Below are 14,235 nucleotides of genomic sequence, written 5' to 3' on the forward strand. Positions count from 1 at the left end.
CGGGTTTACCCGCGAAGAGGCCGTACGGGCAATGCAAAACCACCAGGCACAAAAAAAGCACCTCGAGAGGTGCTTTTTGTTTGCCGCAATCTGCGCTTAGCGCTTCATGCTTTCTGGCAGGTGGGGCTGGATGGCAGTCAGTACTGCCTTGAAGCACTTGATGTTGCCTGCAACGATGTGGCCTTTGTCGAGGAAGTCGTGGCCACCGTTGAAGTCACTCACCAAGCCACCGGCTTCCTGGATCAGCAGTACGCCCGCTGCCATGTCCCATTCGGACAGGCCCGACTCCCAGAAGGCGTCGAAGCGGCCGGCAGCCACATAGGCCAGGTCCAGGCTGGCGGAGCCGGCGCGGCGGATGCCGGCGGTCTGGCCGGTCAAGGCGCGGAACATGCCCAGGTAGTTGTCCATGTCCGCCATCTGGCCATCACGGAACGGGAAGCCGGTGCCCAGCAGGGCGCCTTCCAGGCTTGTGCGCGAGCTGACGCGCAGGCGGCGGCCATTGAGCTGGGCGCCACGGCCACGGCTGGCGGTGAATTCTTCCTGGCGAACCGGGTCGACGATCACGGCGTGCTCAAGGCGGCCGCGGTATTTGCAGGCGATGCTGACGGCGAAGTGCGGGATGCCGCGAAGGAAGTTGGTGGTGCCGTCCAGCGGATCGATGATCCACAGGTAATCCTTGCCTTCTTCGCCGCTACCCGCGTGCAGGCCGGTTTCTTCGCCCTGGATGGAGTGGTTCGGGTAGGCCTTGCGCAGGGCGTTGACGATGCTCTGCTCGGCGGCGCGATCGACTTCGGAAACGTAGTCCTTGGCCTCTTTCTCATCGACCTTGATGCTATCCAGGCGTTCGATGGAGCGGAAAATCAGTTCACTGGCGCTGCGAGCGGCGCGCAGGGCGATATTCAGCATAGGCTGCATGGGCGGGTCACCTGGAGATGTTAAAGAAGAAAGCCGATCATTCTAGCAGAAAACTTTGGCGGCAGAAGTGTCACATTTGCTTTCATGGCGTTACGTCTGTCGGTTCTGTAAGATCGAAGGCCCTGATTACTGCATCTGTGAGCACAACACCTTGCTGCAAAATATTCGTGTTGTTCTGGTCAATACCAGCCACCCCGGCAACATCGGCGGCGCTGCGCGTGCCATGAAAAACATGGGCTTGTCGCGTCTGGTGCTGGTGCAGCCGAAAGAATTCCCCGCCGTGGATGCCAGTGCCCGTGCTTCGGGCGCCGACGATGTGCTGGATAACGCCCAGGTGGTCGACAGCCTTGAGCAGGCGCTGGTCGGCTGCAACCTGGTGATGGGCACCAGCGCCCGCGAGCGCAGCATTCCCTGGCCGTTGATCGGCCCGCGTGAATGCGGTGCCAAGGCGGTGGAGCATGCCAATGGCGGCGAGGAAATCGCCCTGGTGTTCGGGCGCGAACACGCCGGCCTGACCAACGAAGAACTGCAGCGATGTCACTTCCATGTGCACATTCCCTCCAACCCCGACTTCAGCTCGCTGAACCTGGCGGCTGCCGTGCAGGTGCTCTCCTACGAGGTGCGCATGGCCTGGCTGGCTGCCGGTGAAGCGCCGGGCAAAGTCGAGAAGGTTGACGCCGCTGAGCTGGCGACCATGGATGAAATGGAGCTGTTCTACGACCACCTGGAGAAAACCCTGGTGGGCATCGGCTTCCTCGACCCCGAAAAGCCCAAGCACCTGATGCCGCGCTTGCGCCGGCTGTATGGGCGGGTGGCGGTCGAGCGTTCGGAAATGAGCATTTTGCGCGGCATCCTCACCGAGACCCAGAAAGTGGTCCGGGGCGAGCCGCATAAACGGAAGGACTGACAGATGTTCGAACGCCTGCGTGAAGATATTCAAAGCGTATTCCACCGAGACCCGGCTGCACGCAATGCCTTCGAGGTGCTCACCTGCTACCCCGGCATGCATGCCATCTGGCTGCACCGCCTGGGCAATGCCCTGTGGAGGCGTGATTTCAAATGGCTGGCCCGGCTGGTGTCGAACTTCGGTCGCTGGCTGACCGGTATCGAAATCCACCCTGGCGCCACCATTGGGCGGCGCTTTTTCATCGACCACGGTATGGGCATCGTCATTGGCGAAACCGCCGAGATCGGTGATGACGTCACCCTGTACCAGGGGGTGACGCTCGGTGGCACCAGCTGGAACAAGGGCAAGCGCCATCCCACCTTGGAAAACGGCGTGGTGGTAGGGGCCGGTGCCAAGGTGTTGGGGCCTTTCACGGTCGGCGCCGGGGCCAAGATCGGTTCCAATGCGGTGGTCACCAAGGCGGTGCCGGCCGGGGCTACGGCGGTAGGCATTCCGGGGCGGATCATCGTCAAGAGCGAGGACACCGAAGTCGAAGCCAAGCGTAAGGCAATGGCCGAGAAGATCGGCTTTGACGCCTATGGTGTCAGTGGCGACATGCCCGACCCGGTGGCGCGGGCCATCGGCCAGATGCTCGATCACCTGCAGGCCGTCGACGAACGGTTGGAGGGTATGTGTGGCGCGCTGACCAAGATGGGCAGTGACTATTGTGCCAAGGAACTGCCGGCCTTGCCGGAGGACGACTTCAGCGAGGCTGCCCAGGTGGCCCAGCGCGACACTCAGCCGCATTGATCGCGCCGCACTGAAGTCATGGTGGCATGCGGGGCGTGTGCTCACGCCCCTCGTCTGCTACAATCGCGGCCGCCTCCCAGATGCAATCCCGACTAAAGCAGTAGGTCTAATAGTTGACTTAAATGCTCGGGAATCGCATACTCGCACACATCCTGAAACTCCCGTGGTACCCAATAGCCATGCGACTGACTACCAAAGGCCGATACGCCGTGACCGCCATGCTCGACCTGGCGTTGCACGCGAAGCATGGGCCGGTGTCTTTGGCCGATATTTCCGAGCGCCAGGGCATTTCCCTCTCTTATCTGGAGCAGCTGTTCGCCAAGCTGCGCCGCAGCAGCCTGGTTTCCAGTGTGCGCGGTCCAGGCGGTGGCTACCAGCTGTCGCGGGGCATGGAAACCATCCAGGTGGCCCAGGTTATCGACGCGGTCAACGAATCGGTCGACGCCACCCGTTGCCAGGGGCTCGGTGACTGCCATGCCGGTGATACCTGCCTGACCCACCACCTGTGGTGCGACCTCAGCCAGCAGATCCATGAATTCCTCAGCGGCATCAGCCTGGCCGACCTCGTCAAGCGCCGTGATGTGCAGGAAGTCGCCCAGCGCCAGGACCTGCGCCGTGTCGCAGGACGAACCGCCCAGCTGGACAAGATTGAGACGTCTGCCGTCGATTGACCCCCTGGGACGACGAGCGACGCCACCGCCTGATAGGAGAGACAAATGAAGTTGCCGATCTACCTTGATTACTCTGCGACCACTCCGGTCGACCCACGCGTGGCCCAGAAGATGGCCGACTGCCTGCTGGTCGACGGGAACTTCGGTAACCCGGCCTCGCGCTCCCACGTCTTTGGCTGGAAGGCCGAGGAAGCGGTGGAGAACGGTCGTCGTCAGGTTGCCGAGCTGATCAACGCCGATCCGCGCGAAATCGTCTGGACCAGTGGTGCCACCGAGTCCGACAACCTCGCGCTTAAAGGTGTCGCGCACTTCTATCAGACCAAGGGCAAGCACATCATTACCTCCAAGATCGAGCACAAGGCGGTCCTGGATACCGCTCGCCAGCTGGAGCGCGAAGGTTTTGAAGTCACTTACCTGGAACCAGGCGAAGACGGCATCGTCACCCCGGCCATGGTAGAAGCGGTGCTGCGCGACGACACCATCCTGGTCTCGCTGATGCATGTGAACAACGAAGTCGGCTCGATCAACGACATTGCCGCCATCGGTGAACTGACCCGTTCGCGCGGCGTACTGTTCCATGTCGACGCCGCCCAGTCGGCTGGCAAGGTCGAAATCGACCTGCAAAAGCTGAAAGTCGACCTGATGTCGTTCTCGGCGCACAAGGTCTATGGCCCGAAAGGCATCGGCGCACTGTACGTCAGCCGCAAGCCGCGTGTTCGTCTTGAAGCCATCATTCACGGCGGCGGTCATGAGCGCGGCATGCGTTCGGGCACCCTGCCGACCCATCAGATCGTCGGCATGGGCGAAGCCTTCGCCATTGCCAAGCAGGAAATGGTTGCAGAAAACGCACGCATCAAGGCCCTGAGCGACCGCTTCTTCAAGCAGGTCTCAAACCTTGAAGAGCTGTACGTCAATGGCAGCCAGACTGCGCGTGTACCGCACAACCTGAACCTGAGCTTCAACTACGTCGAAGGCGAATCGCTGCTGATGTCGCTGAAAGACATCGCCGTATCGTCCGGTTCGGCCTGTACCTCCGCGTCGCTCGAGCCGTCCTACGTACTGCGTGCTCTGGGCCGCAACGACGAGCTGGCGCACAGCTCGATCCGCTTCTCCTTCGGCCGTTTCACCACTGAAGAAGAAGTCGACTACGCCGCGCAGAAAGTCTGCGAGGCCGTCAATAAACTGCGTGAGCTGTCGCCGCTGTGGGATATGTACAAAGACGGCGTTGACATCTCCAAGATCGAGTGGGCCGCCCACTAAGCAGTCGCCGGCAAGAGCGGCTCCCTGATGAGGAAGGAATTGCACCATGGCATACAGTGAAAAGGTCATCGACCACTACGAAAACCCGCGCAACGTCGGCAAGATGAATGCCGAAGACCCGGATGTCGGCACCGGCATGGTCGGCGCCCCGGCCTGCGGTGACGTGATGCGTCTGCAGATCAAGGTCAACGAGCAGGGCGTTATCGAAGACGCCAAGTTCAAGACCTACGGCTGCGGTTCGGCCATCGCGTCCAGTTCTCTCGCCACCGAGTGGATGAAGGGCAAGACTCTGGACGAGGCCGAAACCATCAAGAATACCCAACTGGCCGAAGAGCTGGCGTTGCCGCCGGTCAAGATCCACTGCTCGGTACTCGCCGAAGATGCCATCAAGGCAGCCGTACGCGACTACAAGCAGAAGAAAGGCTTGATCTAAGTCGCCTGTTGCAAGGTAAGGAGTTCTGATGGCTATCAGCATGACAGAAGCCGCCGCCAACCACATTCGCCGCTCCCTCGACGGGCGCGGCAAAGGTGAGGGCATTCGCCTGGGCGTGCGCACCACCGGTTGCTCGGGTCTGGCCTACGTGCTGGAATTCGTCGACGAACTGGCGGACGAAGACCAGGTGTTCGAAAACCATGGCGTCAAGGTGATCATCGATCCCAAGAGCCTGGTCTACCTCGACGGCACCGAACTGGATTTCGTCAAGGAAGGGTTGAACGAAGGCTTCAAGTTCAACAACCCCAACGTGCGCGGTGAGTGTGGCTGCGGCGAAAGCTTCAACGTTTGAGGCTGGCTGTGGGTACTCCTTGTCATTACGCATTGTTTGACCTCCAGCCAAGCTTCCGTCTGGATCTCGACAAGCTGGCCACTCGCTATCGCGAGCTGGCCCGCGAAGTCCATCCTGACCGCTTTGCCGACGCCTCCGAGCGTGAGCAGCGTATAGCGCTGGAAAAATCCGCGGCCCTCAACGACGCTTACCAGACGCTGCGCAGTGCGCCGCGTCGCGCGCGCTACCTGCTGGCCATCAGCGGCCATGAAGTGCCCCAGGAAGTCACGGTCCACGACCCTGACTTCCTGCTGCAGCAGATGCAGTGGCGTGAAGAGCTCGAAGAACTGCAGGATGAAGCCGACCTTGACGGTGTCGGCGTGTTCAAGAAGCGCCTGAAGGCCGCCCAGGACACGCTGAATGAGGACTTTGCCGGCTGCTGGGATGCCCCGGGCGAGCGCGACAAGGCTGAACGCCTGATGCGCCGCATGCAGTTCCTCGACAAGCTCGCCCAAGAAGTGCGCCAACTGGAAGAGCGCCTCGACGATTAACCCCGGTGCTGCCCGTGATGGCACCTAAGGTATTCAGATAAGCATGGCCCTACTGCAGATTGCCGAACCCGGTCAAAGCCCTCAGCCGCACCAGCGCCGCCTGGCGGTTGGGATCGACCTGGGCACCACCAACTCAATGGTCGCTGCACTGCGCAGCGGCCGTAGCGAGCCCCTGCCCGACGCGCAGGGTAACGTCATTCTGCCGTCCGCGGTACGCTACCTCGAAGGGCGTAACGAAGTGGGGCAGGCCGCGCGTGATGCTGCCTCCAGCGACCCGTTGAACACCGTGCTGTCGGTCAAGCGCCTGATGGGGCGCGGCCTGGCCGACGTCAAGCAGCTGGGCGAGCAACTGCCATACCGCTTTGTGGGTGGTGAATCGCACATGCCGTTCATCGACACCGTGCAGGGGCCGAAAAGCCCTGTGGAAGTGTCTGCCGACATCCTGAAGGTGTTGCGCGAACGTGCCGAAGCTACCTTGGGTGGCGAGCTGGTAGGCGCGGTGATCACCGTGCCGGCCTATTTCGATGACGCCCAGCGTCAGGCTACCAAAGACGCTGCGCGTCTGGCCGGCCTGAACGTGCTGCGCCTGCTCAACGAACCGACTGCGGCTGCCGTAGCCTACGGCCTTGACCAGAACGCCGAAGGCGTGGTGGCCATCTATGATCTGGGCGGCGGCACTTTCGATATTTCCATCCTGCGCCTGACCGCTGGCGTATTCGAAGTGCTCGCCACCGGTGGTGATACCGCCCTGGGGGGGGACGACCTCGATCACGCTATTGCCGGCTGGATCATCGAGCAGGCTGGCTTGTCGTCTGACCTCGACCCGGCTACCCAGCGCGCGCTGCTGCAAACCGCCTGCGCCGCCAAGGAAGCCCTGACCGATGCCGACGTGGTCAGCGTCAGCCACGGCGCCTGGCAGGGCGAACTGAGTCGCAGCGCTTTCGAAGCCATGATCGAACCCCTGGTCGCCCGCAGCCTCAAGGCTTGCCGCCGCGCTGTGCGCGACAGTGGGGTTGAACTGGAAGAGGTCGGCGCTGTGGTCATGGTCGGTGGTTCGACCCGTGTGCCACGTGTACGTGAGGCCGTGGGCGCACTGTTCGGGCGCACCCCGCTGACCTCGATCGACCCAGACCAGGTGGTGGCCATTGGTGCCGCCATCCAGGCTGACACCCTGGCCGGCAACCGCCGCGAAGGTGGCGAGCTGCTGCTGCTCGATGTCATCCCGCTGTCGCTTGGTCTTGAGACCATGGGCGGGCTGATGGAGAAGGTGATCCCGCGTAACACCACCATTCCGGTGGCCCGCGCTCAGGAGTTCACCACATACAAAGATGGCCAGTCGGCCATGATGATCCACGTACTGCAGGGCGAGCGCGAGCTGATCAGCGACTGCCGTTCGCTGGCCCGCTTCGAGCTGCGCGGCATCCCGGCCATGGTTGCCGGTGCTGCGAAAATCCGCGTCACCTTCCAGGTGGATGCCGATGGCCTGCTCAGCGTCGCTGCCCGCGAGCTGGGTTCGGGCGTGGAAGCCAGCATTCAGGTCAAGCCGTCCTACGGCCTGACCGACGGCGAAATCGCCCGCATGCTCAAGGACTCCTTCGAACACGCCGGTTCCGACAAGCACGCCCGCCAGCTGCGAGAGCATCAGGTAGATGGCGAGCGGCTGCTCGAGGCGGTACAGGGCGCCCTGGACGCCGACGGCGAGCGCCTGCTCAGCAGTGACGAGCGCGACGCCATCGAATTCCAGATGCAAGAACTACGTGATTTGCTGGCCGGCACCGATGGCGCAGCCATCGAGCAACAGACCAAGCGTCTGTCGCAGGTGACCGATGCATTTGCCGCCCGTCGCCTTGATTCGACGGTCAAAGCCGCACTGGCCGGGCGCAACCTGAATGAGATCGAGGAGTAATCGATGCCGCTGGTGACATTCCTGCCGCATGAGAAGTTCTGCCCCGAGGGGCTGACCGTGGAGGTCAAGCCCGGGACCAACATCCTGGAGCTGGCCCACGACCATCACATCGAGATGGAAAGTGCCTGCGGCGGCGTCAAGGCCTGTACCACTTGCCACTGCATCGTGCGCAAGGGCTTCGATTCGCTCGAAGAGGCTGACGAGCTGGAAGAGGACATGCTGGACAAAGCCTGGGGCCTGGAAGCGCAATCGCGCCTGGGTTGCCAGGTTTTCGTCGCTGACGAAGACCTGACCATCGAGATCCCCAAGTATTCGCTCAACCATGCTGCCGAAGCACCGCACTGAGGGCCTGTACATGAGTCTGAAATGGGTTGATGTACTTGAGATCGCAATCCAGCTTGCAGAAAGCAAGCCTGAGGTCGATCCTCGTTATGTGAATTTCGTGGACCTGCACCGCTGGGTGCTGGCATTGCCAGAGTTCAGCGACGATCCGTCACGCGGCGGTGAGAAAGTGCTCGAGGCAATCCAGGCCGCCTGGATCGACGAAGCCGACTAAGCGTCACTTGCAGGTTAGGCAATCCCCCGGAACCCGCGTATAATTCGCGGGTTTAATTTTTCGTAACACTCATATTCTGGAGTTTTCCATGGCTGTTCAACGTACTTTCTCCATCATCAAGCCTGACGCTGTTGCCAAAAACGTCATCGGCAAGATCACCACTCGCTTCGAAGAAGCCGGCCTGAAAATCGTTGCCTCGAAAATGAAGCAACTGTCCAAGGCCGAAGCCGAAGGCTTCTACGCTGAGCACAGCGAGCGCGGCTTCTTCGGTGACCTGGTTGCCTTCATGACTTCCGGTCCGGTCGTTGTCCAGGTTCTGGAAGGCGAGAACGCCATTGCCAAGAACCGTGAGCTGATGGGTGCTACCAACCCTAAAGAAGCTGCTGCCGGCACCATCCGCGCTGACTTCGCCGAGTCGATCGACGCCAACGCCGTTCACGGTTCGGACTCCGAAGCTGCTGCTGCTCGCGAAATCGCTTACTTCTTCGCTGCTACCGAGGTAACCACTCGCTAAGCGAAAGCTTACGGGTGAGGGTGAATCCATGACGACATCTACTGGCAAAATCAACCTGTTGGGTCTGACCCAGCCGGAAATGGAACAATTCTTCGACTCTATTGGGGAGAAGCGCTTCCGTGCCGGCCAGGTGATGAAATGGATTCACCATTTTGGCGTGTCCGACTTTGCGGCCATGACCAACGTAGGCAAGGTCTTGCGCGAAAAGCTCGAGGCCGTTGCCGAAATTCGCCCACCGGAAGTGGTCAGTGAAGACATTTCCGCCGACGGCACTCGTAAATGGGTGATCCGCGTTGCCTCCGGCAGCTGCGTTGAGACCGTCTATATTCCAACCGACGACCGCGGCACCCTGTGCGTATCGTCGCAAGCCGGCTGTGCCCTGGACTGCAGCTTCTGCTCCACCGGCAAGCAAGGCTTCAACAGCAACCTCACTGCCGCCGAAGTGATCGGCCAGGTGTGGCTTGCCAACAAATCCTTCGGGACCGTTCCTGCCAAAGTCGACCGCGCGATTACCAACGTGGTCATGATGGGCATGGGCGAGCCCTTGCTGAACTTCGACAACGTCATTGCCGCCATGAAAATCATGATGGATGACCTTGGCTATGGCATTTCCAAGCGCCGTGTCACCTTGTCCACCTCGGGCGTGGTGCCCATGATCGACGAACTCGCCAAGCACATCGACGTGTCGCTGGCCCTGTCGCTGCATGCGCCGAACGACGAACTGCGCAACAAGCTGGTACCGATCAACAAGAAGTACCCGCTGAAGGTGCTGCTGGAATCGTGCATGGGCTACATGTCCACCCTGGGTGGCAAGCGCGTGCTCACCGTCGAGTACACCCTGCTCAAGGACGTCAACGACCAGCCCGAGCATGCCGCGCAGATGATCGAACTGTTGCGCGATGTACCCTGCAAGATCAACCTGATCCCGTTCAACCCGTTCCCGCATTCGGGCTACGAGCGACCGAGCAACAACGCCATTCGTCGCTTCCAGGACCTGCTGCACCACGGAGGCTTCAACGTCACCACCCGTACCACGCGCGGCGACGACATCGACGCTGCCTGTGGTCAGCTGGTCGGCCAGGTCAATGACCGTACTCGCCGCAGTGAGCGCTACATCGCTGTTCGCCAGCTTTCTGCGGACGTCGAACTGCCAGACAGCGCCGCCAGCCACTGACAGGTACCTTGCCCATGAGCCTGCGTGCCGCGCTGTCGATCCTTGCGCTTTCGCTGCTGGCCGGCTGCGTGTCGGGTGGCGCGAGCGACCCCTTGGCCAGCCGCCAGGGCAGGGTGGAGGCAGGGCGGGCTTATGTGCAGCTTGGCTTGGGTTATTTGCAACAAGGTTTGACCGAACAGGCCAAGGCGCCGCTGGGAAAGGCCCTGGCGCTGGATGACCAGGATGTCGATGCGCACGCCGCGCTGGCGGTAGTGTTTCAAGCCGAAGGCGAGCCGGCGTTGGCCGAAGCACATTTTCGCAAGGCCTTGCTGATAAGCCGCGGTGACACGCGAATTCGCAACAATTACGGCAGTTTCCTTTATGCTCAGGGGCGATTTGCCGAGGCCAAGCAGATGTTTCGCCTGGCCAGTGCCGATACCCTGTATCCTGAGCGCTCACGCGTATACGAGAATCTGGGCCTGACCGCCCTGAAGCTCGAACGCCGCGATCAGGCGCACGCGTATCTGTTGAAAGCGTTACAACTCAACCAGCGGCAACCAAAAGCGTTGCTGGAAATGGCTGAGTTGTCCTACGAAAACAGGCATTATGTGCCGGCCCGGGACTACTACGATCGTTTCAGCCAGTTGAGCGACCACGACGCCCGTAGCCTGCTGCTGGGCAGCCGCCTTGCCAGGGTGTTCGACGAGCAGGGCGCACTGGCCGAATTGGGCCAGCAATTACAACGACTTTATCCCGGTACGCCGGAATATCAGCAATACCTGTCGGAGCAACGATGAACGCCGCGCATCCCGAAGTAGCAGTAGCGCCTGGCCAGAACCCCGGTGAGCTTTTGCGCCTGGCCCGTGAGAAACGGGACTGGTCTCAAGCCGAGGTGGCCCGCAAGCTCAACCTCACTGTCAGTTCGTTGAACCACGTGGAAACCGGCGCCTTCGACAAGCTGCCCGGGCATACTTTCGCTCGTGGCTACATTCGCGCCTACGCCAAGCTGATGGACCTCGACCAGGCCGCCCTGGTAGATGCCTTCGACCGCTACACCGGTACCCACGCCAAAGGCAGCGACGTGCATTCGCTGGGCCGTATCGAAGAGCCTGTGCGGTTGTCGCACAACATCCTGCGCGGCGTCAGCCTGCTGTTGCTGGTGGCTGTGGTCGGTGGTGGCTTTTTCTGGTGGCAGGACCAGGGCAGCCTGCGGGGCAAGGAGTTGGCCAAGATCGCCTTGGAACATGTCGAGGTCGAAAGCGCCGACGGCACCACACAGATTCACCCGCTCGATGAGCCTGAAGACCAGGCCGTTTCCGCTGGCCAGCAAGCTGAAAGTGCGCCGCTGGCGCTGGATCAGGGCGCTGCCGAGCAGCCTGCTGCCGCTGAACAGGCGCCGGTAACCTCTGAGGCAGCCATTGCCACAGCGCCTGCTCCAGCACAACAAGCGCCTGTGCAACCCGCACCTGCTGCTTCGCCTGCACCGGTTACTCCTCCAGTGCAGGCCACTGCTGCACCTGCACCGGCAGTGGCGGCCGCCGAGCCTTCCGCGGTGCCAGCTGGCAGCGCCAAGGTCGCCATCCAGTTCACTGCCGATTGCTGGACCCAGGTCAGCGACGGCAACGGCAAGGTGCTGTTCAGCGCCATCAAGCGCAAGGGGGACAACCTCGAGCTGACCGGCAAGCCGCCATTCGCGGTACGCCTGGGCTTTGCCCGGGGCGCCCAGGTAAGCTACAACGGCCAGGCCGTCGATGTTGCCCCGTTCACCAGTGGCGAGACTGCTCGCCTGAAGTTGGGACAGTAAGTCATGCACGGCGAATCTCCGATCAAACGTCGCGAATCCCGCAAAATCTGGGTTGGCAATGTGCCGGTGGGTGGTGATGCGCCCATCGCGGTGCAGAGCATGACCAACACCGACACCAACGATGTCGCTGCCACCGTGGCGCAAATCCAGCGTCTGGTCGACGCCGGCGTGGACATCGTGCGGGTCTCGGTGCCGGACATGGACGCGGCCGAAGCGTTTGGCAAGATCAAGCAACGGGTCAGCGTGCCGCTGGTCGCCGACATCCATTTCGACTACAAGATCGCCCTGCGCGTTGCCGAGCTGGGCGTTGATTGCCTGCGGATCAACCCGGGCAACATCGGCCGTGAAGACCGTGTGCGCGCCGTGGTCGATGCCGCCCGCGACCGCGGCATTCCGATTCGTATCGGGGTCAACGCCGGTTCGCTGGAAAAAGACCTGCAGAAGAAGTATGGCGAACCGACCCCGGCCGCACTGGTCGAGTCGGCCCTGCGCCACGTCGAGCATCTCGATCGCCTGGATTTCCAGGACTTCAAGGTCAGCGTCAAGGCCTCGGACGTGTTCATGGCTGTCGAAGCCTACCGTCTGCTGGCCAAGCAGATCGTGCAACCGCTGCACCTGGGCATCACTGAAGCCGGTGGCCTGCGTTCGGGCACCGTGAAGTCCGCCGTCGGCCTCGGTATGCTGCTGGCCGAAGGTATTGGCGATACCATCCGCATCTCGCTGGCGGCCGATCCGGTCGAAGAAGTGAAAGTCGGCTACGACATCCTCAAGTCGCTGCATCTGCGCTCGCGTGGCATCAACTTCATCGCCTGCCCGAGCTGCTCGCGGCAGAACTTCGATGTGGTCAAGACCATGAACGAGCTGGAAGGGCGCCTGGAAGACCTGCTGGTGCCGCTGGATGTGGCGGTGATCGGTTGCGTGGTCAACGGCCCGGGTGAAGCCAAGGAAGCCCATGTAGGCCTGACCGGCGGTACGCCGAACCTGATCTACATCGACGGCAAGCCGGCGCAGAAGCTGACCAATGACAACCTGGTCGATGAGCTTGAAAAACTCATCCGCCAGAAAGCGGCCGAAAAGGCCGAGGCCGACGCGGCGTTGATCGCTCGTGGCTGACACACAGAATTCGTAAGGACTTTTCGTGAGCAAATCGCTGCAAGCCATCCGTGGCATGAACGACATCCTGCCAGAACAGTCGCCGCTGTGGCGCTACTTCGAAGGCACCGTGGCCGGGCTGCTGGACTCCTACGGGTACAGCCAGATCCGCACGCCGATCGTCGAGTTCACCGAGCTGTTCAAACGCTCGATCGGTGAAGTGACCGACATCGTCGAAAAAGAGATGTACACCTTCGAGGACCGCAACGGCGATTCACTGACCCTGCGCCCTGAAGGCACCGCGGCCTGTGTGCGAGCAGTGCTCGAGCACGGCATCACCGGCAACGGTCAGGTGCAGAAGCTGTGGTACATCGGCCAGATGTTCCGCCACGAGCGCCCACAGAAGGGCCGCTACCGCCAGTTCCACCAGATTGGCGTGGAAGTGTTCAACCTGGACGGCCCGGACATCGATGCCGAGCTGATCATGCTGACCTGGCGCCTGTGGGGCCTGCTGGGCATTCAGGACGCGGTCAAGCTGGAGCTCAACAGCCTGGGCACCAGTGAAGCCCGCGCACGCTACCGTGACGCGCTGGTCGAGTTCCTCTCGGCGCGCCTGGAGCAACTGGACGAAGACAGCCAGCGCCGCCTGAAGAGCAACCCGCTGCGTATCCTCGACAGCAAGGACCAGAACACCCAGGCGGTGCTGGTTGGGGCGCCGAAGCTGGAAGACTATCTGGACGAAGAATCGCGCGTGCACTTCGAGGGCCTGAAGGCCCGCCTGGACGCTGCCGGTATTCCGTTCGTGATCAATACCAAGCTGGTACGCGGCCTGGACTACTACAGCAAGACCGTGTTCGAGTGGGTAACCGACAAGCTCGGTGCCCAGGGCACGGTGTGCGCGGGTGGCCGTTACGACGGCCTGGTCGAACAGATGGGTGGCAAGCCGACCACTGGCGTTGGTTTCGCCATGGGCATCGAGCGCCTGATCCTGCTGTTGGAAACCCTGGGCAAGGTGCCGGAGTCCATCAGCCGCCAGATCGACGTTTACCTGTGCGCCTTTGGCGAGCAGGCGGAGTTGGCAGGCCTGCGCCTGTCCGAAGGCTTGCGCGACCGCTTGCCGGGCCTGCGCCTGGCAGTCAACGCCGGTGGTGGCAGCTTCAAGAGCCAGTTCAAGAAAGCCGACAAGAGCGGTGCACTGTTCGCCCTGATCCTCGGCGACGACGAGCTGGCCAAGCAAGAAATCGGCTTGAAGCCCCTGCGTGGCCAGGGCGAACAACAGAACATTGCCTGGGATGCTCTTGCGGAGCACCTGGAAACCGCGATCGCGCAAGCGTAACGCGGTTCAACAAGCGA

17 protein-coding genes are annotated in these 14,235 nt (G+C 61.7%); 16 read left to right on the forward strand and 1 reads right to left on the reverse strand.

Translation table 11 applies throughout. From position 1 onward, the window contains the following. Positions 1–96: 96 nt before the first annotated feature. Positions 97–915, reverse strand: coding sequence for an inositol-phosphate phosphatase (suhB, locus tag FQ668_RS03735; RefSeq protein WP_003248548.1), 819 nt, complete (start codon positions 913–915; stop codon positions 97–99). A gap of 151 nt (positions 916–1,066) precedes the next feature. Between suhB and trmJ the strand changes: the two genes are divergently transcribed. From trmJ to hisS, 16 genes are all read left to right on the forward strand, one after another. Continuing rightward, on the forward strand, positions 1,067–1,822 hold the full coding sequence (gene trmJ, locus FQ668_RS03740) for a tRNA (cytosine(32)/uridine(32)-2'-O)-methyltransferase TrmJ (protein WP_004576300.1): 756 nt from the start codon (positions 1,067–1,069) through the stop codon (positions 1,820–1,822). Positions 1,823–1,825: 3 nt separating this feature from the next. Continuing rightward, complete coding sequence (gene cysE / locus FQ668_RS03745; protein WP_010952064.1) at positions 1,826–2,611, forward strand: serine O-acetyltransferase; 786 nt, start codon at positions 1,826–1,828, stop codon at positions 2,609–2,611. 179 nt (positions 2,612–2,790) lie between these two features. After that, the gene (gene iscR / locus FQ668_RS03750; RefSeq protein WP_003248542.1) at positions 2,791–3,282 is read left to right on the forward strand and encodes a Fe-S cluster assembly transcriptional regulator IscR; all 492 of its coding nucleotides are present in this window, start codon (positions 2,791–2,793) and stop codon (positions 3,280–3,282) included. 45 nt (positions 3,283–3,327) lie between these two features. Then, entirely contained in the window at positions 3,328–4,542 is a 1,215-nt protein-coding gene (locus tag FQ668_RS03755) for an IscS subfamily cysteine desulfurase (protein WP_003248541.1), read from the forward strand. A gap of 46 nt (positions 4,543–4,588) precedes the next feature. Further along, complete coding sequence (gene iscU, locus FQ668_RS03760) at positions 4,589–4,975, forward strand: Fe-S cluster assembly scaffold IscU (RefSeq protein WP_003248539.1); 387 nt, start codon at positions 4,589–4,591, stop codon at positions 4,973–4,975. A 28-nt stretch (positions 4,976–5,003) separates the two neighbouring features. Continuing rightward, a complete protein-coding gene (iscA, locus tag FQ668_RS03765; protein WP_003248536.1) occupies positions 5,004–5,327 on the forward strand; it encodes an iron-sulfur cluster assembly protein IscA in 324 nt (107 codons plus the stop codon). Between the two features lie 8 nt (positions 5,328–5,335). Continuing rightward, entirely contained in the window at positions 5,336–5,857 is a 522-nt protein-coding gene (hscB, locus tag FQ668_RS03770) for a co-chaperone HscB (protein WP_010952065.1), read from the forward strand. A 43-nt stretch (positions 5,858–5,900) separates the two neighbouring features. Next, a complete protein-coding gene (gene hscA, locus FQ668_RS03775) occupies positions 5,901–7,763 on the forward strand; it encodes a Fe-S protein assembly chaperone HscA (protein ID WP_014589754.1) in 1,863 nt (620 codons plus the stop codon). A gap of 3 nt (positions 7,764–7,766) precedes the next feature. Further along, on the forward strand, positions 7,767–8,108 hold the full coding sequence (gene fdx / locus FQ668_RS03780) for an ISC system 2Fe-2S type ferredoxin (RefSeq protein ID WP_003248531.1): 342 nt from the start codon (positions 7,767–7,769) through the stop codon (positions 8,106–8,108). A gap of 10 nt (positions 8,109–8,118) precedes the next feature. Beyond that, positions 8,119–8,319 carry a Fe-S cluster assembly protein IscX gene (gene iscX, locus FQ668_RS03785; RefSeq protein ID WP_003248529.1) on the forward strand — a complete coding sequence of 67 codons (201 nt, stop codon included), beginning with the start codon at positions 8,119–8,121 and terminating at the stop codon, positions 8,317–8,319. A gap of 88 nt (positions 8,320–8,407) precedes the next feature. Beyond that, the gene (ndk, locus tag FQ668_RS03790; RefSeq protein ID WP_003248526.1) at positions 8,408–8,833 is read left to right on the forward strand and encodes a nucleoside-diphosphate kinase; all 426 of its coding nucleotides are present in this window, start codon (positions 8,408–8,410) and stop codon (positions 8,831–8,833) included. 28 nt (positions 8,834–8,861) lie between these two features. Continuing rightward, positions 8,862–10,007: a 23S rRNA (adenine(2503)-C(2))-methyltransferase RlmN gene (rlmN, locus tag FQ668_RS03795; protein WP_010952067.1), complete on the forward strand. Its 1,146-nt coding sequence runs from the start codon at positions 8,862–8,864 to the stop codon at positions 10,005–10,007. A 14-nt stretch (positions 10,008–10,021) separates the two neighbouring features. Next, positions 10,022–10,783, forward strand: coding sequence for a type IV pilus biogenesis/stability protein PilW (gene pilW, locus FQ668_RS03800; protein ID WP_014589755.1), 762 nt, complete (start codon positions 10,022–10,024; stop codon positions 10,781–10,783). Then, positions 10,780–11,790 carry a RodZ domain-containing protein gene (locus FQ668_RS03805; protein ID WP_019436710.1) on the forward strand — a complete coding sequence of 337 codons (1,011 nt, stop codon included), beginning with the start codon at positions 10,780–10,782 and terminating at the stop codon, positions 11,788–11,790. The genes pilW and FQ668_RS03805 overlap by 4 nt, the downstream gene beginning before the upstream one ends. 3 nt (positions 11,791–11,793) lie before the next feature. Continuing rightward, positions 11,794–12,903: a flavodoxin-dependent (E)-4-hydroxy-3-methylbut-2-enyl-diphosphate synthase gene (gene ispG / locus FQ668_RS03810; protein ID WP_010952070.1), complete on the forward strand. Its 1,110-nt coding sequence runs from the start codon at positions 11,794–11,796 to the stop codon at positions 12,901–12,903. 25 nt (positions 12,904–12,928) lie between these two features. Further along, positions 12,929–14,218, forward strand: coding sequence for a histidine--tRNA ligase (hisS, locus tag FQ668_RS03815; RefSeq protein ID WP_014589757.1), 1,290 nt, complete (start codon positions 12,929–12,931; stop codon positions 14,216–14,218). Positions 14,219–14,235 lie beyond the last annotated feature (17 nt).

The organism is Pseudomonas sp. Kh14 (genome assembly GCF_900291005.1).
Lineage (GTDB): Bacteria > Pseudomonadota > Gammaproteobacteria > Pseudomonadales > Pseudomonadaceae > Aquipseudomonas > Aquipseudomonas alloputida.

Coding starts and splice junctions, on each gene's coding strand:
- FQ668_RS03755 (WP_003248541.1), top strand. CDS start 3,328: ATGAAGTTGCCGATCTACCTTGATTACTCTGCGACCACTCCGGTCGAC.
- FQ668_RS03805 (WP_019436710.1), top strand. CDS start 10,780: ATGAACGCCGCGCATCCCGAAGTAGCAGTAGCGCCTGGCCAGAACCCC.
- fdx (WP_003248531.1), top strand. CDS start 7,767: ATGCCGCTGGTGACATTCCTGCCGCATGAGAAGTTCTGCCCCGAGGGG.
- iscR (WP_003248542.1), top strand. CDS start 2,791: ATGCGACTGACTACCAAAGGCCGATACGCCGTGACCGCCATGCTCGAC.
- rlmN (WP_010952067.1), top strand. CDS start 8,862: ATGACGACATCTACTGGCAAAATCAACCTGTTGGGTCTGACCCAGCCG.
- iscU (WP_003248539.1), top strand. CDS start 4,589: ATGGCATACAGTGAAAAGGTCATCGACCACTACGAAAACCCGCGCAAC.
- ndk (WP_003248526.1), top strand. CDS start 8,408: ATGGCTGTTCAACGTACTTTCTCCATCATCAAGCCTGACGCTGTTGCC.
- ispG (WP_010952070.1), top strand. CDS start 11,794: ATGCACGGCGAATCTCCGATCAAACGTCGCGAATCCCGCAAAATCTGG.
- iscA (WP_003248536.1), top strand. CDS start 5,004: ATGGCTATCAGCATGACAGAAGCCGCCGCCAACCACATTCGCCGCTCC.
- pilW (WP_014589755.1), top strand. CDS start 10,022: ATGAGCCTGCGTGCCGCGCTGTCGATCCTTGCGCTTTCGCTGCTGGCC.
- iscX (WP_003248529.1), top strand. CDS start 8,119: ATGAGTCTGAAATGGGTTGATGTACTTGAGATCGCAATCCAGCTTGCA.
- suhB (WP_003248548.1), bottom strand. CDS start 915: ATGCAGCCTATGCTGAATATCGCCCTGCGCGCCGCTCGCAGCGCCAGT.
- cysE (WP_010952064.1), top strand. CDS start 1,826: ATGTTCGAACGCCTGCGTGAAGATATTCAAAGCGTATTCCACCGAGAC.
- hscA (WP_014589754.1), top strand. CDS start 5,901: ATGGCCCTACTGCAGATTGCCGAACCCGGTCAAAGCCCTCAGCCGCAC.